The following is a 21,293-nucleotide window of genomic DNA, read 5'->3' as shown; positions in this document are numbered from 1 at the left end:
ATTTACCATGAAGAAAATAATACTTGGCCTTTTGGTGGCAACTTCATTAATCAACCAGTCATGCATCAATGATAATGAAGATCCGGTTGCCGTTTCTAAGATAGAAGGGAGTGTCGCAGATCCGCTGGTAGGAGGACCAACGCAGCCCAATCAGGTATGGTTTGATCTGAGCGAAAATAAGCAAATTGTAACTAAAAGAACTGACTGGGATCTTGCATTGTACTCAGGTAATTCCTTTAAAGTTATTCTAAATTCATCCATCATGATGGCGGCAGGAAAAATCCCCAATGCATCTAATATAGACCTTGTTACGGAATCCAGTGTTTCCACACTAAAGAACCAGATACAGGTAGCCAACTTCAACCCCTCTAATGAAGTTTATATTGATGATGTGAAAGGGAATTTTCCAACAGGATATACAGCAATTGAAGAAATTAAAGCGGATGATTCTGAAAACGCAGTCTATCTGCTCAATATGGGCAAAGAATTGTATACTGGAGCGGTAGCACAGGGTTCAGTAGCTACTGGCGGCGATGCCAGAGGATGGATGAAAATTCAAATCGTAAGATCCGGAGAAAACTATAAAATAAAATATGCAGAGCTTGGTACAACTACACATAAAGAAATTACAATAGTCAAAAATACGGCATACAATTATAATTTTGTTAGCCTAAAAAACGATAAAGAAGTACTTATTCAGCCTGAAAAGAAAAAGTGGGATCTAAGCTTTACGGTCTTTACAAATATTATTAGCGGTGCGGGAAGTTATATTTACGCGGATTTTGTTACCCATAATAACGTAGGTGGTGTAGGAGCTTATGAGGTACTTATAAATTCCGGATCTGGGGTTGAAGCATATAACAATTTCAAAGTTTCCGATATTGATCAATCTAAATTTGTTTACAATGATCAGAGGATTATTGGATCAAACTGGAGAAATCCTGTAGGAGTTAACGGATTAGAAGTATACGGAAACCGTTTTTATATTATTAAAGATGCAAACGGATATTATTTTAAACTGAGATTCACCAGGCTTACCAATACTTCAGGAGAAAGAGGCTTCCCCCAGTTCGAATACAAACCCTTATAATATAAATCAAATAATAAGTAGATTATGAAAAAATTCATTCTTGCCGCTTCTGTACTGGTTGCCGTGTACTCTTGTAAAAAAGAGGAAAGCACCAAAACAGGAAATGCCACGGAAGTAAGCTCGGAGGCCCCGAAATCCAACAACAAAATTGTTACTTTTGAATGGTGGAATCACGGAAATCGTAGCTGCTTTAGGCCATGAAAAAGAAATCGTAGGAACCGATGTTACCAGCACGTATCCGGAATCGCTTAAAGCTACGGCTGTTGATTTGGGACATGTACGGTCAATGACCATTGAGCCGATTATGGCTGTTTCCCCGACCCTGATTTTAGCTTCGGATAAAGACATCAACCCGGCACTGATGGGGAAAATAAAGTCTTCCGGAATTAAAACAGAGATTTTCAAGCAGGAATTTACCGTAGACGGAACCAAAAAACTCATCGCGGACGTGGCAAAAACCATCGGAAGCGACGATTACCAGAAACTGAATGATAAAATTGATGCCGACCTGAAACAAATCCAGCCGATTGCTAAAAAGCCAAAAGTCCTGTTCATCTATGCCAGAGGGAATATGCTGATGGTTTCCGGAAAAAATACACCGATGGCTTCTCTCATTGAAATTGCAGGCGGCGAAAATGCAGTTAATGATTTCGAAGACTTCAAACCGTTAACTCCTGAAGCGGTGGTAAAAGCCAATCCTGATGTGCTCTTCTTCTTTACCAGCGGATTGCAGGGTGCCGGAGGAAACGAAGGGGCTTTAAAAATGCCGGGCGTTGCCCAGACCAATGCCGGGAAAAACAAAAAGATCATTGCGATGGACGGAGGTCTGGTTTCAGGCTTCGGACCGAGGTTGGGGGAAGCTGCTGTAGGATTAAACAAGCTGTTAATTGAGAACACGAAGTAAATTATACGTTTACGTTAGTATAAGTGCCATACTGCTAGCCATAATAGCAGTATGGTCTTTAAATACTGGAGTTTACGATTTCGGAGGAAAGTCGGCCTTTGAAGTGCTGGGTAAAATGATGAAAGGAGATCCGGGGCTGTCTTTAAGCGATCAGTATGTGGTCTGGGAAGTAAGGGCGGCCAGAATTGTGATGGCCATTCTCATCGGAAGCATGCTGGCCGTTTCGGGGACAAGTTTACAGGGATTGTTTAAAAATCCGCTGGCCACAGGGGATCTGATAGGGCTTACCTCGGGAGCAACATTACTTGCCGCTGTTACCATCGTTTTAGGAGGGCACTTCAAGCAGTATCTTCCTGAAGCGGTACAGTTTTCACTGGTGGGGATCGCTGCTTTCATTGGTTCTTTCTTATCCATGCTGCTGGTCTACAGGATTTCGACAAGCGGGGGAAAAACCAATGTCGTCATGATGCTGCTGAGCGGGGTAGCCATTACCGCCATCGGCTTTTCCATCACCGGTTTCCTGATCTACATTTCAAAAGATGACCAGCTGAGGGATCTCACGTTCTGGAATTTAGGAAGCCTTGCCGCCGCCACCTGGACCAAGAACAGTATCCTGGTGGTTGTTTTAATGATCTCTTACTTTATTCTGCTGCCAAAAGGCAAAGCGTTAAATGCCATGATGCTGGGTGAAAAAGATGCGGAGCATCTGGGAATTAATGTAGAGCGGCTGAAGAAACAGATCATCCTCATTACCGCGCTGATGATCGGAAGCTGTGTTGCCTTTTCAGGAACGATCGGTTTTGTGGGCCTTATCGTACCTTATATTTTGAGGCTTCTCTTTAAATCCGATTATGCTTTCATTTTGCCGTTATCGGCTATTTTCGGAAGCATTCTCTTGCTCACTGCCGATACGTTCAGCAGAAGTATTGTCGAACCTTCGGAACTGCCGATAGGGATTCTGACCGCTCTCATGGGAGGTCCGATTTTTATCGCGATTTTAGTTAAATTTAAAAAATCACTGTCATGATCAGGGCGCATCAGATCAGTTACAAACATAAAGAATTCCATATTCTGGATGCGGTAGATGTTCATCTGGAATATGGTGAATTCCTGGCGATCGTCGGTCCGAACGGAGCCGGAAAGTCCAGCCTGCTCAGTGTGCTGGCCAATGAAGTAAAATCCAGGCAGCAGGTTTTCTTTAAAGACAAACCGATCACTGACTGGGCGGTACCGGAACTGTCGAAACACAAGGCTAAATTTTCCCAGCACAACAGCAACGATATTCCGCTGGAAGTGAAAGACGTGGTGATGATGGGACGGTATCCGTATTTTGATGCCCAGCCGAAACGGGAAGATCACGAAGCCATGAACAACATGATGTATGAAACCGATGTATTCCATTTAAAGGACAGGGAATACAATACGCTGTCCGGTGGAGAAAAGCAGCGGGTGCACCTTTCCAGAGTGATGGCCCAGCTGCAGAATGAAATTGCCCATAAGCTGCTGTTTCTAGACGAGCCGCTGAACAACCTGGATGTTAAACATCAGTACAAAGCCTTGGAAACCATTAAAAAGTTTACGAGGAAAGCCAATTCTGCGGTCGTCGTCCTTCACGATCTGAATCTTGCAGCGCAGTACGCTGATAAAATATTATTAATGAAATCGGGAAGAGTAGCTGCCTACGGAACACCGGAAGAAGTTTTTACTGCTGAAAACATCAGCAGTGCCTACAATTTTCCGTGTACCATCTGCGAACACCCGGTAACCCATAACCCTATGATCATTTTCGGATAATGGACCAGGAAAAACTAAAAATATTAGCCCAGAATCTTGCCAATCCCGAAGGCGAAAAAGGGATTGAGATCGGCGAGATGATGAATGCTACCAACATCGGGATGACGCTGGAAAGCATTAAAGCACTTCTGATCGAAGACAGCGAACATATTCTTGAGATCGGCCACGGAAATGCAGGCCATGTGAAGAGTATTTTAAACAGGGCTCAAAATATAAAATATACGGGAATTGATATTTCCGCGACCATGCACAACGAAGCCAAAAGATTAAACGAAGCCTTCAGGGACCAGGCGGATTTTGTATTGTATGACGGAGAAAAGCTGCCTTTTGAAGATAATACATTTGATAAAATATTTACCGTGAACACGGTTTATTTCTGGAAGCAGCCGGTAGACTATTTAAATGAAGTTTATAGAGTTCTAAAAAAGACAGGTATTTTCATCTTAACATTTGCACAAAAGGATTTCATGGAAAAACTGCCGTTTACCCAATTCGATTTTACCCTGTATAACACCGATGAAATGGAGGAAACCGTTTCCGGAAGCTATTTCAGCAGAATGACGGTTTCCGAAAGGGGAGAAGAAGTAAAAAGCAAAACAGGAGACGAAACCATAACAAGAAATTACACGATTTTAACCATAAAAAAATAAAATAATGAGCACATTAGTAAACGATCTGAAAGAAAAATGGGAAGCTCTTAAAGCGGAAAATCCGCACGTAAGAATAAGAAATGCAGCGGCAGAACTGGGCGTAAGCGAAGCAGAATTGCTGGCAACCAGCGTCGGAGAAGGCGTAACGGTGCTGAAACCGGAGTTTCAGAATATTTTAACGGAAGTTAAGCAGTTGGGAAAAGTAATGGCACTTACCCGTAACGAAGAATGCGTTCACGAAAGAAAAGGAACTTATTTGAACGGCGATTTCAGCAGCCCGCATGCCCAGCTTTTTGTGGGTGAAGATATTGATTTAAGAATTTTCCTGAACCATTGGAAATTTGCTTTTGCTGTAGCAGAAGGGGATAGAAAGAGCTTACAGTTTTTTGGAAAAGACGGTTTGGCTTTACATAAGATTTATCTGACCAAAGACAGTAATGAAGCGGCTTTTGATGTAGTAGTGGAAAAATTTAAAGCTGATGAGCAGCATTCAGCTTTTGAATTTGAAGCGGTAGCCCCGAAAGCGGAAGAGAAGCCGGATGCCGAAATTGATGTGGAAGGTTTTCAGCATGCATGGAAATCATTGAAAGATACCCACGATTTCTTCATGATGACCCGGAAATTCGGGGTAAGCAGAACACAGGCTCTGAGACTGGCTCCGGAAGGATTTACCAAAAAAATTGAAAGTTCCAAAGTAGTAAATGTACTGGAAGATGCATCGGAAAAAGAACTTCCGATCATGATTTTCGTAGGAAACAGGGGAATTATCCAGATCCATACCGGAAATGTAAAGAAAACCCTATGGCACCAGCAGTGGTTCAACGTGATGGATCCGGATTTCAACCTGCATCTGGATGTAACCAAAATCGCAGAAGCCTGGATCGTAAAAAAACCAACGGAAGACGGTGAAGTAACGGCGATTGAAGTCTTCAATAAAGAAGGAGATTTCATCGTTCAGTTCTTTGGGAAAAGAAAGCCGGGAATCCCTGAGCTGCAGGAATGGAAAGACCTTGTGGCAGAGCTGGAAAAATAAATAGTCAGATTCATTTTTTAAAGCCGTTCTGTTTTTTTTGCAGGGCGGCTTTTTCTTCAGTTTAAACACAAATGTCACAGATAGTTTCACAAATTACATAGCTAATGCATGTCTAAAATTATGTCTGAGCCTTGTTGCCTGCTTAATTGTCTTTTATACTCACACAGATCTGGCACATTGCACAGATGTATTTGCCTGATAATTGTAAATATAGATTAAGTTAAATGTAAACAGGTTTAAAGTTCAGAAGTTATCTTTACAATTATATGGTGATCTTTGTGATTCTTATTCGTGTCATTTGCGTTAACAAATTATTCATTATGAAAAATATCTTTATCTCTATATTGTTGGTTGCTTTCTATTCAATTCATGCACAGGATTTCAAATCCTATCAGTTTTATGACAGAAAAGGAAAGGAAGTGAAAACGGAAAAACTGGTGGATGAACTGGCCGGCTATGATGTCGTATTCTTTGGTGAAAACCATAACAATTCCATCAACCACTGGCTGCAGCTGAAAGTAACGGAAGCTTTGTACCAAAAGAAAAACGGCCAGCTGATCTTAGGGGCGGAAATGTTTGAAAGAGACAATCAGCCCCAATTAAACAAATATCTGAGCGGAATGTTTGATGCCAAAACCTTAAAGGATTCCGCAAGATTGTGGAATAATTTTTCCACCGACTACCAACCGCTAGTTGATTTTGCGAAAGATAAAAAATTACCGTTCATCGCTACTAATGTTCCCAGAAGATACGCTTCCCAGGTTTCAAAAGAAGGGCTGGAATCTTTGAAGAGTCTGCCATCAAAAGATAAAGCTTATATCGCCCAGCTGCCGATCAGGGTAACTCTGGAAACACCCGGCTATCCCGAAATGAAAAAAATGATGGGCGACCACGCGGAAGAAATGAAAGTGATGAATTTTATTTCCGCCCAGGCCATTAAAGATGCCACCATGGCAGAATCGATCCTGAAAAACCTTCAGCCCGGAAAGACGTTCATCCATTACAACGGCAATTACCACAGCAAGGAATTCGGCGGTATCTACTGGTACCTCAAACAGAAAAATCCGAACCTGAAGATGACAGTGATCTCCGTATTCGAATCCGAAGATCTTGAGCTTAAAGTTCCTGAAAAAGATTATATCCCAACGGATTTTAACCTGCTGATCCCGGCGGATATGACGAAAACGTATTAAAGAGCCAAGGGAAAAAGCCAGAAAAAGTGAAAAGAGCTGAGTGAAAGTTAGAATACATAGAGTCGGTTTTAAGCCGGAAACTTGTCTTTTAATTCAGAAACGAATTTATTAGCTATTCTCTAATACGATGTTGAGATTCCTGCGGAATGACAGATGAAGTTCTAAATTCTAAGATTCCGGTGGCTGAGCGGAGCCGAAGCTACATTATAATCAGTGTAGGCCTGCGAAAATCTATGGTTAAAATATTAAAAACATCATTTATCTTTGTTCAATATTCTGCCGCTATGAAAAAACTTTCTTTTTTATTGATCTTCTTTGTTGGTTTCATCCATGCCCAGAAACTTACCGCTGATGAGGTTTCCCTGATCAATCAGGGGGATCCCGAAACGGCTTTGCCCATCTATCAGACTACCGATGAGCATCAGCATAAAACATTGCTGAGCCTTTCTTCGGAAATTGATCCGCTGGATAAGAATACGGCAGTTCTGGTAAAGAGAATGAAGAAATCCTTACTGTCCACGGACGGTGGAGTAGGCATTGCAGCGCCGCAAGTCGGGATTAACCGAAAAGTGATCTGGGTACAGCGTTTTGATAAGCCGGGAGAACCATTGGAATATTTTATCAATCCGGTGATTACCTGGAAATCGGAAATTCAGAACCTCGGTCCGGAAGGAGACCTTTCCATTCCCGAATTCAGGGATCAGTTTTACCGCAGCCAGGTGATTCAATTGGAATACGTCGATCTGAAAGGAGAGCAATATTCTGAAATTGTTGAGGGATTCACGGCCGTGATTTTCCAGCATGAAATCGATCATTTATCCGGAATTCTGATTATTGATAAAAAGAAAAAGGAATCCAATGATCACTATCAGAAGGTGGATGCTTTTAAGAAGGTGATGCTGTGATAAATTAATATGAACTGAGGTAGAAACCGGATTAAAGGCTGGAAGAAGGATGCTGGATGATGGAAGTATCTTAAGTCATGATACTTTCCAAGAGTCTTGTATATTAAAATGACTTTTTTCATTAGGCTGAAAACTTTATAAAATTCTCATCATTCCTATTTTATTTAGTATTCTTAAAACGAATTGAATACTATCGAATTCACGTTAATTATATTTCTGTTGATGAATCAATTATCTTATAACTGTAATTATTGAATAAATTGATTTGAAAGTTTTTGTTGTTCAGTTTTCCTGAAATTTGGTCGCTATTTATTTCAAAAATATTTCGTTCTCCCAAATCAAATTCTTTATGGTGATTAGGACATAATACGATTAAATTTCCAATGGTGCTTTTTCCGCCTTCTGAAACAGCTTTTATGTGGGCGACTTCAACATAATTCACGCCACGCTTCTTATCCGGAATTTGAGAATTACAACCAGGGAACTGACATTTATAATCAACATACTCTTTTAATAGTAGATCCAAGGTTCTTCTTTTTTTTCAGTGTCATCAAGTGTAAGATCTGAAACTAATGAATCAAAATTAGTATTTTCTGTTGGAAAGTATCCAAGTTTATCTGCATTATGATATTGGACGTAAAGGTTTTCGGTAGTTTCCATGGTTAAAAGATTTAATCTAAATTATAATATTTAATCAATATCTCCTAATCTCCACACACGAAACGCTTTTAATTTTAATCTTTCTGCCTACTTTCTTAAGCAGTCCCGTTTCCGGGTTTCTTCTGAACACAATAACAGTACCGGTTCCGGCGTTAGTAGCCATTAAAAATTTACCGTCTGGGTCCAGATTGAAAACCCTTGGGTGTTTTCCTTTGGTGGATTGGTAACCGAGGGTTTTTAAAGTGCCGTCATCCAGAATGGAAAAAATAGCAATGTTGTTTTCGTTTCCGCGGTTGGAAGCATACAGGAATCTGCCATCGGGTGAAATGTGGATATCCGAACTTTCAGAATCATCTTTGTATTTTTCGGAATGGGTATGAATTCTCTGAAGGTTGTTTAATTTTCCGTTTTCATAGGAGTAGACACTTACCGCTCCGCCCATCTCTTCAATGCAATAGGCAAATTTTCCGTTGGGATGAAAGGTGAGATGCCTCGGTCCGCTCCCCGGAACAGTGGGGGTAAAAGGAATGTCTGCCGGCTGTAACGGCTGGCTATTTTCACTTTCAAACCGGTAAGCCCGGATTTTGTCTGCTCCCAGGTCCGGAAGAAACATATATTTAAAATCATTTGAAAAAACGGTAGCGTGAATGTGCGCCTGCTGTTGCCTGTCTGGGTTTACACTTCCTTCCGAAAACTGGAAATTCTGGACATACGGCTGGATCTGTCCGTTCTCAGAAACAGGATATACCGAAACGCTGCCTTCCGTATAATTTCCGTTCACCAGCCATTTTCCGTTTTGATGAATGGTGAGATAAACGGGATTTTCGCCGCCGCTTTTCTGTTTGCTGATAAAAGTAAGCGATTTTTTTTCAGGATTAAATTCAAAATTGCTGACACTTCCGCTATTTTTAGTCTTGCTCTCCGTACAGGCAAAAACGTATTTTCCGTTGGGCGAAACGGTCAGGAATGATGGATTTAAAATCCCTGTGAATGAAGTAATTTTTGAAAGTTTCCCGCTGAGGGTATCCAGTTCATACACGTAAAGCCCTTCCGTATCTTTATCCCGGTTAAAGGAGCCAAAGAAGGCATAGGTGTGCTGGGCATGAATTTCAGGAAATGATAATGCAAAAAGTAAGAAGAGAATGTTTTTCAAGAATATAATTTATGATGTATCAAAATTACGAAATCTATCTAAAGCTAAATTAGCTGCAATAACAATCTCAAAATTAAAAATAAAAAAATCTGCTTCGGAAGAAGCAGATTCAATACTATATACAGTTTACTTTAGTTATTCGTTACCGAAAGTTTCACTTCGATATTGTTTCGGGTCGCATTGGAGTAGGGGCAGATTTCGTGGGCCTTTTCCGTCAGGGATTGGGCTTCTTCCTGAGAAACTTCCGGAATATTAACATCCAGCTGAACTGCCAGTCCAAAAGCGCCGTTATCCAGCTGGCCGATGCTTACTTCTGCAGTTACGGTGGTCTCTCCCGTTTTTGTTTTTGATAAAGAGATCACCCTGTTCAATGCACTGTCAAAACAGGCAGCATATCCAGCGGCAAACAACATTTCAGGATTGGTGAATTCATCGTTCGCGCCTCCTAAAGCTTTCGGCATTTTTACTTCAAGGTCCAGGACCCCGTTTTCACTTTTTACTTTTCCATTTCTGCCTCCTGTGGCAGTTGCTTTTGTGGTATACAACGTTTTCATTTATTTTCTAATTTGCTTAATATTTTTAGTACATTTTCTTTTAGCGCCATCCAGTCTTCGGATGAAGCGTTTACTTTTTTAAAAATTTTTTCGGGAATTTCACAGGCTTTTTGCTGTAAGGCCTTGCCGGATTCCGTGATGTAGACTTCAACAACCCGCTCGTCCTTTTTTTTCCGTTCCCTGCGGATGAATCCTTTCGTTTCCAGCCTTTTCAGAAGCGGCGTTAAGGTGCCGCTGTCCAGATACAGCTTTTCTCCGATATGGTTTACAGGAAGCCCGTCATTTTCCCAGAGCACCATCATGACGAGATACTGCGGGTATGTTATATCAAGCTCGTCGAGAAAAGGGCGGTAAATTCCCGTAATTTCCTTGGCAATCACATAAAGCGGAAAGCAGAGCTGATTTTCCAGTTTTAAAGGTTCTTGTTGTTCCATATTTTTGAAAATGAAATGATCTGATTATTTTGTGATAACAAATTCCTCCATCGGAATTCTTACTTTTTTCATGTGCGACAGCCAGTCATTTTTTTCATCACGGTAACCCAGATAAAGAAGGCTCACACTTTTTAATCCCAGATCTCTTAATTTTAAGATGTCATCCACCACCTCGTTGCTGAAGCCTTCGGCCGGAGTACTGTCGATTTTCAGTTCTGCTGCCTGTGCCATGGCCAATCCTAATGCAATATAGGTTTGTCTGGCAGTGTGGGCAAAATGTTCTTCTGGCGTCTGGGCCCCGTAGATTTCTTTGATTTTATCAGTATAACTGGAAAAACGGCCTCTCGGTAAATCCCTTACATCGGTATGATGATCATATACTTTATCGATTTTCTCATCCGAATAACTGTCCCAGGCGGCAAATACCAGTACGTGGGAACAGTCCCTCATCACTTCCGGATTCAAAGCACCTTTTACCATTTCTTCTTTCAGTTCCTGATTTTCCACTACGATAACACGGAACGGCTGCAGTCCCGATGAAGTAGGAGCCAGCCTCGCTGATTCTAAAATTTTATATACATCTTCCTGTGATACTTTTTTTGCCGGATCATAAGCTTTTACGGCATGTCTCCAGTTTAAATCTTCTATTAATGACATTTTGTTAATTATTTGTTCGAATTCTGTACTGCAAAGATATTGCCAAATTAAATTGTGTGCAATTTAATTTTGTTAAATTTGTCTAAATGAATTATTAATTCTGTCTATGATTTAACATTAAAATCCAGCCATCACAATCATGTAAGGCTGGATGTAATATAAAAGACTGAATTTTTAATTACCTATTTAACTTCTCTGATTTTCCTGATGATATTGGTCTTATTTTCAATACCAATATGATAAGGTTTGTTTTTCTTAAAGCTGTCCGTAGCCTTTTCGATCAGATTTTTATAATCCATGGATTTTTTTGAAATATAAAAACCTGTGCACTTATTCCGATGGATACCCTGACGAATTCTTCAGGACGATCCGGATCTTCAGTGATGTTTGTAACAGAAGAATGATCATACCATGTTAAATCGTGAAAACCGGAATTATCGGAACAGCGAATGGTCAGTATCATCAGGCAAAGTATAGTCATCAGGATTTTCATTGTAATGGAAAATTAAAACTCCCGTAAATACAGGAGTTCCAGTATATTTGGTTAGAATCCACAGTTTGACACACTCGGTGCAGGGCTGGGCGAGCACCCTGAAAGAGATGCGAAAGTGGTCAAAACACAATTGGTATTTACATAATTGTTGTCATACAATAAAGATCCGGACGGGCTTCTGTAATATACATTTCCTGCAGTGTTGGCGTAAGACGAAGCCGATGCAGATCCGCAGCTGGTATTCACACATGCATTTCTCCAGGCTGTATCCGTTACCGGTCCGCTGGTGAATAGGGAAGGGTCGATAATTCTTTTCTCTACCGTTCCTGAAGCATTTTTAAAACTGACCAATATCGCCACATGATACCCCCAGGCTACGCAGCAGCTGCCGGTAGAAGCTTTCAGGTTTCCATAAACGAATTGTTTTTCGCAGTCATATCCTGCATTGAGCAGAATCTGTCTCATTTTGTGAGCCCTGGCATAACATCCGTCCACGGCGTATCTGAAGGTTATACAAGGCGAAGACGCAGTGGACGTCCCGCAGGACTGGCTTTTGATCTGGGCGAAAAGGCTGTTGAGCGTAGATTGGTTCGGAATTACGCTTACGGCCTTCTGGGTTTCCGAACGTGTTTCTTTGGTAAGCAGAGATTTAAAATAACGGATATCTTCTTCCGTTGGTTCGTCTACTTTTACAATTTCGTTGGTATTGGTTTTCAGGAAAACATGGATCGGCGTTTCATTTTCTACAGCCTCTCTGATCATAGAGATGTATGCTGCGTTTTCTTTGCTGTCCTGAATTTCAAAATTCTGGGCGGTAATGATAAAGTTCACCCGGTATTTGCCGTTCTCTTTTTCCATCGTTACCGGAACGGTTCTTCCGAAGTTTTGAACATTTTCACTGAATTCCTTTGCTGTGAGCGTAGGATCCTGATTGGCATTTGAATCTGCACAGGCATTGAAAGACGCAATGGTTACAAATGCCATCATGGATAACAGAAGTTTTTTCATAGTTTTATTTTGTTTGGTTACTATTGCCGTGAACATGATTTAATAGTTCACTATTATGTGATATTAAATGTAATAAAAAAATGAATATGAAAAAGATTTTTATTTAAAAGTTGCAAAACGTTTATATTTCCACCAGAATTTATACCTCTTTAAAAGATAACTTATATCAATTTAGATACTTATTATTTTTGAAGGTGTCTCTTTTTTTATTAAAAATTTAATAAGTGTAACTATAAAATTTAACTATAATCATACAGTGAAATTCTTAGATTAAACTACTTTATTAAGTCTACTATTTCTTTGGACTTTTCATAAGATTGCCAATTAATAATTCTTAAAATTAAGTTGTTTTGAATAAACACTAACGAAAATGTTGATTTTGAAAAGAGATGATAGCGGGTAAAATACCTCGTCTTTTCTAATTTAAAATCTTTGATATCAATTATTATCTCTGTTCTGTAATATGTTTTCGTTGCTACCAATAAATTAAATTTTTTAATGACAATAATTTTCTCGTCATCATATTTCAAAACTGTTCTTCCAATGGTATTCCAAAGCCATAGATGTAGAAAAAGCAGAAAAAAAGTCAAAAACGGACCTACACTACAAAAGTAATTGAATAGTGATATCCAAAATGAATTTTCATGGGAAATAGAAAGGGGAAGAATTAAAAATATAATAGAACCAGTGATTAACATTCCAAATCCTAAAATGATCATTAAAAACCAATTGGTTTTATTTTTAATTTCAACAGTATTCACATCTATTTGTAAATGAGTTCCGCCTCAAAAACCTCCTCAAAATGTTTTCTGATCTTTGCTTTGATGTCTTCCATTTCTTCAGGGGTCAGTTCTCTTTCCAGTTCTCTTTTCAGCGAAGTAACCTGTTTGTCTTTGATCCCGCACGGAATGATGTATTCGAAATACCGCATATCGGTATTCACATTTAAGGCAAAACCATGCAGGGTTACCCAGCGAGAAGCTTTTACCCCCATTGCACAGATCTTGCGGGCATAGGGTTTTCCAACATCCAACCATACGCCGGTTTCCCCGGGAGAACGTTCTCCTTTCAGTCCGTATTCGGCAATGGTGCGGATGATGACTTCTTCCAGGTTCCGCATATATTTGTGGATGTCGGTAAAGAAATTTTCCAGGTCCAGGATCGGATAACCTACGATCTGCCCGTAACCATGGTAGGTAATGTCACCGCCACGATTGACTTTCACAAAGGTGGCATCGATTTCCTTTAATTTGTCGATTCCGGCAAGCATATTTTCTTCATGTCCGCTTTTTCCCAGCGTATAAACATGCGGATGTTCCACCAATAGGAAATGGTTGGGTGTTGCGATATGTTGTTCGGCGGGAAGATCACGGTTCTTTATTTTAAGATCGATGATGTTTTTCATCAGGGACTCCTGATAATCCCAGGCCGGCTGGTATTCGCGGGTTCCTAAATCTTCAAAGACGACGGTTTTATTCTGAATGGTATTCATATCCTTGTTTGAATCCACAAATTTAGTGAATTTTACCCGTTAATGGAACGGATGAAATCAGGGGCTTGCTTCTTCCAGTCTGTTTGCTGTAAAAGGATGTTCACAAACGCGGTTCCGATAATCCCGCCGTCCGCTTTTTCGGTGACATTTTCAAAATCTTCCCTGGATTTGATGCCGAAGCCGATCATCACCGGATTTTTTAGTGGAAGCGATGCCAGTCTTGAAAGATAGTCTTCGTTTTTCAGTACGGTATTTTCGTTTCCTGTCGTTGAGGAAGAACTTACGGCATACAAGAATCCCGAGCTTAAAGAATCGAGGTATAAGATCCTTTCATCCGAAGTTTCCGGAGTTACCAGAAAAGTGAAATTCAGTTGGTACTGTTCTAAAATTTTGCGGTAGTTTTTTTCAAATTCGATCGGCGGCAAATCAGGGATAATCAATCCGGAAACCCCGCTTTCCAAACATTCCCGGCAGAAATTTTCAAAGCCGAAACTTAAAACGGGATTGACGTACCCCATCAGAATCACAGGGATTTTGATTTCATCTTTAACGGATTTCAATTGGGTAAACAGTTTTTCAATGGTCATTCCGTTTTGTAGTGCCCGTTCATGTGCCTGCTGGATAACCGGCCCGTCTGCCACCGGATCGGAATACGGCATCCCGATTTCCATCATATCGGCTCCCGAATCCTGGATTAATTGTATGATTTCAGCCGTGTTTTCCAATTCGGGAATTCCTGCGGTGAAGTAGAGGTTTAATTTTTTTTGAGGCTGGGAGCCGGAAGCTGGATGCTGGATGTTATTATGGTTCATAAAGTTAGGTTAAATTTTAAATTGATTTATTTTTACTGTGCATTAGGCTTCCATCTTCTCGCTTTCTTCATCCAGCTTTTTCAAATACGTTTCCATGTCTTTATCCCCGCGGCCGCTTAGGCAGATCACCACGATATCGTTTTCGTCAAATTCTTTTTTATCTAAAACGGATAGGGCATGGGCACTTTCCAGTGCAGGAATAATACCTTCCAATTTTGTCAGTTCAAAAGCCGACTGTAAGGCTTCATCATCATTCACGCTGAAAAATTCGGCACGTTGCTCTCTGAACAGATTGGCATGGAATGGCCCGATTCCGGGATAATCCAGGCCTGCGGAAATCGAATGCGGTTCGATCACCTGTCCGTCCTCCGTCTGCATGACCAGGCTTTTGCTTCCGTGCAAGACGCCCAATGTTCCAAGAAAAGTCGTTGCGGCAGACTTTCCGGAATTTACGCCAAAACCTCCGGCTTCAGCAGCGATGATTTTTACGTCTTTTTCATTGACAAAATGGTAAAAAGTTCCTGCCGCATTGCTTCCGCCACCGACACAGGCAATGACGTAATCCGGATTTTCCCGGCCGGCCTGCTCCAGCAGCTGCTCCTTAATTTCTTTTGAAATAATACTTTGGAACCGCGCTACCAGATCCGGAAAGGGGTGTGGCCCGACCACACTTCCAATAACGTAATGTGTCGTTACCGGATGGTTGATCCAGTCGCGTAATGCTTCATTCACCGCATCTTTCAAAGTCTTCGAACCGGAAGTGGCGGGAACTACTTTTGCACCCAGCATCTTCATCCGCGCTACATTCGGCGCCTGCCGCTGAATATCAACTTCTCCCATATAAACGATGCATTCCAGTCCCAACAATGCGCAGGCCGTGGCGGTGGCTACGCCGTGCTGGCCGGCTCCTGTTTCTGCAATAATCCTGTTTTTCCCAAGCCGTTTGGCCAATAAAACCTGTCCCAACGCATTGTTGATCTTATGGGCTCCCGTATGGTTGAGGTCTTCCCGCTTCAGGTAAATATTGGTGTTGTACTTTTGGCTTAAGTTTCTTGCGAAATACAAAGGTGTCGCACGGCCGACATAATTTTTTAAAAGCTCCTGGTATTCCTGCTGAAAATCTTCCGACTCAATAATATCAATATAGCTTTTCTGCAATTCTTCTACATTCGGATACAGCATTTCAGGGATGAACGCCCCGCCAAATTCACCGTAATATCCGTTTTCATCCGGGTTTTTATAATTCATTTTTGTCTATTTTTATTTAATTTTAAGCAATCTAGGGTCTCATGAGTCCCAGAGGGACATATTTTGTGTCTCTTCTATGATTGGATAATCGGATTCTATCCGATTCTGTTGTAAGCCGTCCCTTTGGGACTTTTTTCTATTTCTTTTTTTAATTTTTTTATTTTTTCCAGATCCTTAATGCCCGGTTCAATTTCAAATTTTGAATTGATATCCAAAGCAAAAGGTTGCTGATGCAATGTCTTTATGTTATCAAAATTTTCATCTGAAATTCCACCGCTTAAAAAATAGGGAAGGGGGATTTCTATTTTGTTCAATAGATTCCAGTCAAATGTTTTCCCGGTTCCGCCGAATGCTTTGGAATCGGTATCAAATAGCAGATAGTTGACCTTAGGCAGGATACTGTCGATGGTTTCCTGTAATTCGTCCCGGCTCTGATCTCCTACCCGGATGGCTTTGATAATTCCGGTTTTAGGATGGATTGCTTTTCTCAGTTCAGCAATAAAATATTCATCCTCATCACCATGCAGCTGAATAAAATTCAGGTTTCCCTGCTCTGCTGTTTCTGCTATTTTTTCCAGGGTTTCGTTTACAAAAACCCCGACTTTCCCTTGATGACCGATCATCGAAATTTCTTGCAATGTCAGATGATTCAGCACATACCTCGGCGACTTTTCGTAAAAGATAAAACCAAGAAAATCGTTGTCCAGCAAAATCAGTTCCTGAATCTGTTCGATCTTAGTCAATCCGCAGACTTTAAGCTTCGGCTGATGGCTTCCGGCAAATGGCTGCTGGCTTTTTATCATTGTTATATCAATCAATTGTTATATTGTTACATGGGAAACAAATTCAGAGAATTTATTTCCCGGGTTTTCGTCTTTCATAAAATATTCACCCATCAAAAACCCGTCAAATCCTTTTTCTTTTAAATATTTAAAATCTTCTTCGCTATAAATACCGCTTTCGGCAACGGATAGAATTTCTTCGGGAAGCATGTTTTTCAGATCAACGGAATGTTGCAGGTCTACTTTGAAATCCTTTAAATTCCTGTTGTTGATGCCCGCAAAATCGATATGGGGATTAAGGTGTTGTAATTCTTCCTCCGAATGGATTTCGAGCAATACTTCCAGGTCCAGTTCATGAGCAAGTGCCGTGAATTCCTGAACCTGCTGAGGAGACAGGCAGGCTGCAATCAGTAAGATGACATCCGCTCCGATGGATTTGGCTTCATAAAACTGGTATTCATCCACCATGAAATCTTTTCTTAAAACCGGAATATGAATATGATTTCTGATGCTCAGGATGTCATCAAAACGGCCGCCAAAAAAATCCAGGTCCGTCAGAACGGAAACTGCGCTGGCTCCAAAGTTTTCGTATGCAGCAATCACTTCCAGCGGTGAAACCTTGTCATTGATTATGCCTTTGGACGGCGACTGTCTTTTAAATTCAGCAATAATCCCGCTTTTGCTTTTCAATGTTTCTTTTAATGAAAGACCTTTTCTCCCAAAAAATTCCGAATCTTTCAGCTGCTGAATGGGAACTTCTGATTTCGAGAAGGCCAGTTCTTCTTTTTTCCTGCTGATAATTTTATCTAAAATATTCATGAGCGGTCATTTATTCATTTAATAACAATTTCAGGCTTTGCAAAGCTTTTCCGCCGTGAAGACTTTCTTTTGCCATTGTAAGGCAGTTTGCGTAATTCCCGAATTTACCGGTATGATATAAGGCAACGGCTGCATTGGCCAGCACCACCGAATTTTGTTCTTCTGTTCCTTTTCCTTCAAGAATATTCCTAAAAATCTTTGCCGTTTCCTTCGGCGTATCGGCAGCTTGGATGCTTTCGGGTGTCACCGCCGGAAAACCTAAATCTTCTGTTGTATACACGGCTTCGCCTTTTTTACTGATGATCTTGCTGTCACCTGTAAGGCTGATTTCATCATATCCATCCATTCCGTGAACCAGTGTAAAATTACGACGGTCTTTTTGCAGAAGATACTGGTAAATCCGTGCAATCTCGAGATTGTAAACACCGATCACTGAAAATTGTGGCTTCGCAGGATTTACCAGCGGGCCCAGGAGATTGAAAAAAGTTCGCAGTCCCAATGATTTTCTAAGCGCTCCGACGGATTGTAGTGCCGGATGAAAATAAGGAGCGTGCAAAAAGCAGATGTTGGCCTTGTCGAGCTCTTCCTGAAGTTGTTCCGAATTGTTTTTAAATTCATACCCCAATGCTTCCAGCACATTGGATGATCCGGTAATGGTGGAAGCCCCGTAGTTTCCGTGTTTCGTTATTTTCTGTCCGGCTCCGGCCACCACAAAACTCGCCAGGGTGGAAATATTAATGGTGTTTTTTCCGTCGCCGCCGGTTCCTACGATATCGATGGCATCTTCTGCATTAATGTCCACCGGAACGGCCATCTGCAAGAGGGCTTCGCGGAAACCTTCCAGTTCTTGCAGGGTAATATTCCGCATCAGGAAAACGGTTACGAAAGCCGTGACTTCCGTGGCATTGAATTTATTCTGTGCAATTTCAATCATGATGGCCTTTGCCTGCGATTTGGATAAGGTATGATGATTGAAAAGGTATTGAAGGATTTCTTTCATACGTGTTTTTTAAGATAACAGAAAATTTTTAATAATTGTTTCTCCTTCCGGGGTCAGGATACTTTCCGGATGGAACTGAACCCCATGTACATCATAGGTTTTATGCTGCAAAGCCATGATCATGCCGTCTTTATCGATGGCCGTAATTTCCAGTTCCTCAGGTAAATCTTCACGGTTCACCACCCAGCTATGGTATCGTCCGACTTCAATTCCGCTGGCAAGATCTTTAAAAATTTTCGTATCATTCTTTACAAAATCGGCAGGTGTGGAAACGCCATGATAAATTTCCGTAAGATTGATCAGGCTTCCGCCGAAAGCCTCTGCAATGGCCTGCTGACCAAGACAAACGCCCAGAATGCTTTTGGTAGGCGCATATTCTTTAATCACTTCCAGCAGAATGCCCGCTTCTTCAGGAATTCCCGGGCCGGGAGAAAGCACGATCTTGTCATATTGATCAATCTCAGCTAAAGCAATTTGATCATTTTTCACGACATCCACCCTGGCATCAAGAATCCTTTCAATAATCTGGACGAGGTTGTAAGTAAAACTGTCGTAATTATCGAATACCAGGACTTTGGACGATGGTTGATGGGTGGCGGTTGATGGTTGATGGGTTATGGTTGATTGTTGATTGTTGATTGTTGATGGTTCTGTATGTTTCATTTTATTTTTTTCTGTAATAATTAATAAATCCGTTCAATAATTTTTGCAGAGAATTGTCTGATGTAAGAGTTCTGTAAATTGCTTTTCATTTATATATTTTTGATCATAAGATAAATACAGTTGGGTCTCCAACTCATACAACGAACCTCTGACAATAAACAGAAATTTGATTGTTGCTTTCGCTGTATTTCTTCCGCATCCTTCTGCTATATTTGAAGGAACAGATACAGCTGCTCTTCTGATCTGATTGGTTAAACCGAATATTTCTTCTTTCGGATAATTTTTAGTTGAATCATATATACTGTTAGTAAGTTTTCTTGATTCAACCCATACATCTAAATTTGTGTACTCCATAATTTGTGTTTTATAATTTTTAATAAATATTTTTAACGAATAACTAACCTCTATCAACTATCAACAAGCTTCTCTGCTTTTTCCACTGCCTTTTTCAAAGCATTCAGCTTATTGTTTACTTCCTGGAGCTCGCTTTCCGGGTTGGATTTGGCGACGAGTCCGGCTCCGGCCTGGTAGTACAGCGTATTGTTTTTGCTTAAGAAAGTACGGATCATAATGGCCTGGTTGCATTCGCCATCTAACCCGATCATTCCGATACAGCCGCCGTAATAGCCCCGGGAATCTTTTTCATATCTGTCGATTAACTGGAGGGCTTTATGCTTCGGCGCTCCGCTTAAGGTACCCTGAGGAAAGGTGGCTGCCACCATTTCAAAAGGATTTGTTTTTTCCTGTACATCTGCCGTTACCTCGCTTACCATATGGATAACATGGGAAAAAAGCTGGATTTCCTTCAGTTTGGTTACCGTAACGTTTTTCCCGAGTTTACCCAGATCGTTTCTGGCAAGATCGACCAGCATCGTGTGTTCGGCATTTTCCTTTTCGTCATTTTTTAAAGCTTCAATAGATTGCAGGTCGGTTTCGAGATGTCCGGTCCTTTTAAAGGTACCGGCGATAGGATGGATGACCGCTTTGTTGTTTCTGATGATCAGCTGGCTTTCAGGGCTGGATCCGAAGAGCCTGTAATTTCCGTAATCAAAGAAAAACAGGTAAGGAGAGGGATTGATATTTCTCAATGTGCGGTAAACGTTGAATTCGTCTCCTTTAAATTTCTGCTCAAACCTTCTGCTTAATACCAGTTGGAAGACATCACCTCTCATGCAGTGCTTCTGCGCGGTTTTCGCCAGGTCAATATATTCTTCATCGGTGATGTTTGAAGTTTCTTCGCCGTCTTTCTCGAAAGGATAGACCACGGAATTCTGATTTTTAATAAGACTTTCCAGCACATAGAGTTCCGGCTTGATCCCTGCGATCTGGTTTTCAATGATGTGCATTTCATCATTGTAGTGGTTGATGGCAATCACATACTGATACAGGCGGTACCGGAGGATCGGGATTTCCACTTCCGGGCTTTGTGGCTTAAAGGTCAGGTTTTCAAAAAACTGTACTGCTTCAAAACTGGTATATCCGAAGAGGCTCTGTGCAGTCTTTTCAATGGGATCGTTGGTGTTTTCACATTCGAATACATGGGCGAAGTCCTGTAGGATTTCCGTGATTTTTTGCCCTCCGATGGATTGTTTTACCGGTTCCTGGCCGGGAAGTTTTACCTCAAATTCCGTCATGGTTTTGATCTCGATTCCGGCAATGGCATTGATGGCGATAAAGGAAAAATTATTGTCGATATTTTTGGAATCCGAGCTTTCCAGCAGGATGGTATCCCTGAATTTGTCACGGACCTGAAGATAAATATTCATCGGTGTCCGGAGATCACCCAGCGTTTTTCTTGAAACGGTTTTTACTTTTATTTTTTTACTGAACATCTGCAGTTTATTTTTAAATAGGGTTAAATAAAAAAGACTTCAACGGTATCCGTCAAAGTCTCTTTTGTATATTGTTTTATTATTTATGCGTTAAGATGAATTAACAGCACGACAACA

24 protein-coding genes and 1 pseudogene are annotated in these 21,293 nt (G+C 41.0%); 8 read left to right on the top strand and 17 right to left on the bottom strand.

Going from position 1 to position 21,293, the window contains the following annotated elements; genetic code table 11:
* Positions 1-7 precede the first annotated feature (7 nt).
* The 8 genes and pseudogenes from QE422_RS15440 to QE422_RS15400 all read left to right on the top strand — a co-directional run bounded on the left by QE422_RS15440 (position 8) and on the right by QE422_RS15400 (position 7,569).
* Entirely contained in the window at positions 8-1,090 is a 1,083-nt protein-coding gene (locus tag QE422_RS15440) for an HmuY family protein (RefSeq protein ID WP_307460266.1), read from the top strand.
* Between the two features lie 24 nt (positions 1,091-1,114).
* A pseudogene (locus tag QE422_RS15430) lies at positions 1,115-1,994 on the top strand (hemin ABC transporter substrate-binding protein).
* A complete protein-coding gene (locus QE422_RS15425) occupies positions 1,978-3,021 on the top strand; it encodes an iron ABC transporter permease (RefSeq protein WP_307460257.1) in 1,044 nt (347 codons plus the stop codon). The pseudogene QE422_RS15430 and the gene QE422_RS15425 overlap by 17 nt, the downstream one beginning before the upstream one ends.
* Positions 3,018-3,788, top strand: coding sequence for a heme ABC transporter ATP-binding protein (locus tag QE422_RS15420; protein WP_307460255.1), 771 nt, complete (start codon positions 3,018-3,020; stop codon positions 3,786-3,788). The genes QE422_RS15425 and QE422_RS15420 overlap by 4 nt, the downstream gene beginning before the upstream one ends.
* Positions 3,788-4,438 (top strand): class I SAM-dependent methyltransferase, encoded by a 651-nt coding sequence (locus QE422_RS15415; RefSeq protein WP_307460253.1) that lies wholly within the window; start codon positions 3,788-3,790, stop codon positions 4,436-4,438. Before QE422_RS15420 ends, QE422_RS15415 begins: the two co-directional genes overlap by 1 nt.
* Positions 4,439-4,442: 4 nt before the next feature.
* On the top strand, positions 4,443-5,471 hold the full coding sequence (locus QE422_RS15410) for a hemin-degrading factor (RefSeq protein ID WP_307460251.1): 1,029 nt from the start codon (positions 4,443-4,445) through the stop codon (positions 5,469-5,471).
* A gap of 320 nt (positions 5,472-5,791) precedes the next feature.
* Positions 5,792-6,664 (top strand): ChaN family lipoprotein, encoded by an 873-nt coding sequence (locus QE422_RS15405; protein ID WP_307460248.1) that lies wholly within the window; start codon positions 5,792-5,794, stop codon positions 6,662-6,664.
* A 284-nt stretch (positions 6,665-6,948) separates the two neighbouring features.
* The gene (locus QE422_RS15400) at positions 6,949-7,569 is read left to right on the top strand and encodes a peptide deformylase (protein ID WP_307460245.1); all 621 of its coding nucleotides are present in this window, start codon (positions 6,949-6,951) and stop codon (positions 7,567-7,569) included.
* A gap of 208 nt (positions 7,570-7,777) precedes the next feature.
* Here QE422_RS15400 and QE422_RS15395 read toward each other — a convergent pair whose 3' ends face one another.
* The 17 genes from QE422_RS15395 to QE422_RS15315 all read right to left on the bottom strand — a co-directional run bounded on the left by QE422_RS15395 (position 7,778) and on the right by QE422_RS15315 (position 21,176).
* Complete coding sequence (locus tag QE422_RS15395; protein ID WP_307460244.1) at positions 7,778-8,095, bottom strand: HNH endonuclease; 318 nt, start codon at positions 8,093-8,095, stop codon at positions 7,778-7,780.
* The gene (locus QE422_RS15390) at positions 8,080-8,229 is read right to left on the bottom strand and encodes a hypothetical protein (protein ID WP_307460242.1); all 150 of its coding nucleotides are present in this window, start codon (positions 8,227-8,229) and stop codon (positions 8,080-8,082) included. The genes QE422_RS15395 and QE422_RS15390 overlap by 16 nt, the downstream gene beginning before the upstream one ends.
* 34 nt (positions 8,230-8,263) lie before the next feature.
* Positions 8,264-9,382: a lactonase family protein gene (locus QE422_RS15385; protein ID WP_307460241.1), complete on the bottom strand. Its 1,119-nt coding sequence runs from the start codon at positions 9,380-9,382 to the stop codon at positions 8,264-8,266.
* Between the two features lie 131 nt (positions 9,383-9,513).
* Positions 9,514-9,936 carry an organic hydroperoxide resistance protein gene (locus tag QE422_RS15380; protein ID WP_307460237.1) on the bottom strand — a complete coding sequence of 141 codons (423 nt, stop codon included), beginning with the start codon at positions 9,934-9,936 and terminating at the stop codon, positions 9,514-9,516.
* Positions 9,933-10,370, bottom strand: coding sequence for a MarR family winged helix-turn-helix transcriptional regulator (locus QE422_RS15375; protein WP_307460235.1), 438 nt, complete (start codon positions 10,368-10,370; stop codon positions 9,933-9,935). Before QE422_RS15375 ends, QE422_RS15380 begins: the two co-directional genes overlap by 4 nt.
* A 24-nt stretch (positions 10,371-10,394) precedes the next feature.
* Entirely contained in the window at positions 10,395-11,027 is a 633-nt protein-coding gene (locus QE422_RS15370) for an NAD(P)H-dependent oxidoreductase (protein ID WP_307460233.1), read from the bottom strand.
* A 544-nt stretch (positions 11,028-11,571) separates the two neighbouring features.
* The gene (locus tag QE422_RS15365) at positions 11,572-12,528 is read right to left on the bottom strand and encodes a protein-glutamine glutaminase (protein ID WP_307460230.1); all 957 of its coding nucleotides are present in this window, start codon (positions 12,526-12,528) and stop codon (positions 11,572-11,574) included.
* A gap of 275 nt (positions 12,529-12,803) precedes the next feature.
* Positions 12,804-13,247, bottom strand: a complete 444-nt coding sequence (locus tag QE422_RS15360; protein ID WP_307460227.1) for a hypothetical protein — start codon at positions 13,245-13,247, stop codon at positions 12,804-12,806.
* A gap of 44 nt (positions 13,248-13,291) precedes the next feature.
* Complete coding sequence (gene lipB / locus QE422_RS15355) at positions 13,292-14,020, bottom strand: lipoyl(octanoyl) transferase LipB (RefSeq protein WP_307462385.1); 729 nt, start codon at positions 14,018-14,020, stop codon at positions 13,292-13,294.
* A gap of 32 nt (positions 14,021-14,052) precedes the next feature.
* Positions 14,053-14,832 (bottom strand): tryptophan synthase subunit alpha, encoded by a 780-nt coding sequence (gene trpA, locus QE422_RS15350; protein ID WP_307460225.1) that lies wholly within the window; start codon positions 14,830-14,832, stop codon positions 14,053-14,055.
* A 42-nt stretch (positions 14,833-14,874) separates the two neighbouring features.
* Positions 14,875-16,080 (bottom strand): tryptophan synthase subunit beta, encoded by a 1,206-nt coding sequence (gene trpB / locus QE422_RS15345; RefSeq protein WP_307460223.1) that lies wholly within the window; start codon positions 16,078-16,080, stop codon positions 14,875-14,877.
* Between the two features lie 95 nt (positions 16,081-16,175).
* Positions 16,176-16,883 carry a phosphoribosylanthranilate isomerase gene (locus QE422_RS15340; protein WP_307460221.1) on the bottom strand — a complete coding sequence of 236 codons (708 nt, stop codon included), beginning with the start codon at positions 16,881-16,883 and terminating at the stop codon, positions 16,176-16,178.
* An 18-nt stretch (positions 16,884-16,901) separates the two neighbouring features.
* On the bottom strand, positions 16,902-17,681 hold the full coding sequence (gene trpC, locus QE422_RS15335; RefSeq protein WP_307460220.1) for an indole-3-glycerol phosphate synthase TrpC: 780 nt from the start codon (positions 17,679-17,681) through the stop codon (positions 16,902-16,904).
* Between the two features lie 10 nt (positions 17,682-17,691).
* On the bottom strand, positions 17,692-18,681 hold the full coding sequence (gene trpD, locus QE422_RS15330) for an anthranilate phosphoribosyltransferase (protein ID WP_307460219.1): 990 nt from the start codon (positions 18,679-18,681) through the stop codon (positions 17,692-17,694).
* 9 nt (positions 18,682-18,690) lie between these two features.
* A complete protein-coding gene (locus QE422_RS15325; protein ID WP_307460216.1) occupies positions 18,691-19,344 on the bottom strand; it encodes an aminodeoxychorismate/anthranilate synthase component II in 654 nt (217 codons plus the stop codon).
* Positions 19,345-19,377: 33 nt separating this feature from the next.
* A complete protein-coding gene (locus tag QE422_RS15320) occupies positions 19,378-19,698 on the bottom strand; it encodes a four helix bundle protein (protein WP_307460213.1) in 321 nt (106 codons plus the stop codon).
* 53 nt (positions 19,699-19,751) lie between these two features.
* Positions 19,752-21,176 (bottom strand): anthranilate synthase component I family protein, encoded by a 1,425-nt coding sequence (locus QE422_RS15315; protein WP_307460210.1) that lies wholly within the window; start codon positions 21,174-21,176, stop codon positions 19,752-19,754.
* Positions 21,177-21,293: the final 117 nt, after the last annotated feature.

Source organism: Chryseobacterium sp. SORGH_AS_0447 (assembly GCF_030818695.1).
Taxonomy (GTDB): domain Bacteria; phylum Bacteroidota; class Bacteroidia; order Flavobacteriales; family Weeksellaceae; genus Chryseobacterium.
Note: the sequence above shows the minus strand (reverse complement) of the source record. Positions and strands in the feature narration are given on the sequence as shown.

Bases quoted from the DNA above. Each gene is read 5' to 3' on its own strand.
- QE422_RS15340 (WP_307460221.1), bottom strand. From the start codon at position 16,883: ATGATAAAAAGCCAGCAGCCATTTGCCGGAAGCCATCAGCCGAAGCTT.
- QE422_RS15380 (WP_307460237.1), bottom strand. From the start codon at position 9,936: ATGAAAACGTTGTATACCACAAAAGCAACTGCCACAGGAGGCAGAAAT.
- QE422_RS15320 (WP_307460213.1), bottom strand. From the start codon at position 19,698: ATGGAGTACACAAATTTAGATGTATGGGTTGAATCAAGAAAACTTACT.
- QE422_RS15415 (WP_307460253.1), top strand. From the start codon at position 3,788: ATGGACCAGGAAAAACTAAAAATATTAGCCCAGAATCTTGCCAATCCC.
- QE422_RS15325 (WP_307460216.1), bottom strand. From the start codon at position 19,344: ATGAAACATACAGAACCATCAACAATCAACAATCAACAATCAACCATA.
- QE422_RS15410 (WP_307460251.1), top strand. From the start codon at position 4,443: ATGAGCACATTAGTAAACGATCTGAAAGAAAAATGGGAAGCTCTTAAA.
- QE422_RS15370 (WP_307460233.1), bottom strand. From the start codon at position 11,027: ATGTCATTAATAGAAGATTTAAACTGGAGACATGCCGTAAAAGCTTAT.
- QE422_RS15420 (WP_307460255.1), top strand. From the start codon at position 3,018: ATGATCAGGGCGCATCAGATCAGTTACAAACATAAAGAATTCCATATT.
- QE422_RS15390 (WP_307460242.1), bottom strand. From the start codon at position 8,229: ATGGAAACTACCGAAAACCTTTACGTCCAATATCATAATGCAGATAAA.
- QE422_RS15400 (WP_307460245.1), top strand. From the start codon at position 6,949: ATGAAAAAACTTTCTTTTTTATTGATCTTCTTTGTTGGTTTCATCCAT.
- trpA (WP_307460225.1), bottom strand. From the start codon at position 14,832: ATGAACCATAATAACATCCAGCATCCAGCTTCCGGCTCCCAGCCTCAA.
- QE422_RS15360 (WP_307460227.1), bottom strand. From the start codon at position 13,247: ATGATCATTTTAGGATTTGGAATGTTAATCACTGGTTCTATTATATTT.
- trpD (WP_307460219.1), bottom strand. From the start codon at position 18,681: ATGAAAGAAATCCTTCAATACCTTTTCAATCATCATACCTTATCCAAA.
- QE422_RS15375 (WP_307460235.1), bottom strand. From the start codon at position 10,370: ATGGAACAACAAGAACCTTTAAAACTGGAAAATCAGCTCTGCTTTCCG.
- trpC (WP_307460220.1), bottom strand. From the start codon at position 17,681: ATGAATATTTTAGATAAAATTATCAGCAGGAAAAAAGAAGAACTGGCC.
- QE422_RS15405 (WP_307460248.1), top strand. From the start codon at position 5,792: ATGAAAAATATCTTTATCTCTATATTGTTGGTTGCTTTCTATTCAATT.
- QE422_RS15315 (WP_307460210.1), bottom strand. From the start codon at position 21,176: ATGTTCAGTAAAAAAATAAAAGTAAAAACCGTTTCAAGAAAAACGCTG.
- trpB (WP_307460223.1), bottom strand. From the start codon at position 16,080: ATGAATTATAAAAACCCGGATGAAAACGGATATTACGGTGAATTTGGC.
- QE422_RS15365 (WP_307460230.1), bottom strand. From the start codon at position 12,528: ATGAAAAAACTTCTGTTATCCATGATGGCATTTGTAACCATTGCGTCT.
- QE422_RS15440 (WP_307460266.1), top strand. From the start codon at position 8: ATGAAGAAAATAATACTTGGCCTTTTGGTGGCAACTTCATTAATCAAC.
- lipB (WP_307462385.1), bottom strand. From the start codon at position 14,020: ATGAATACCATTCAGAATAAAACCGTCGTCTTTGAAGATTTAGGAACC.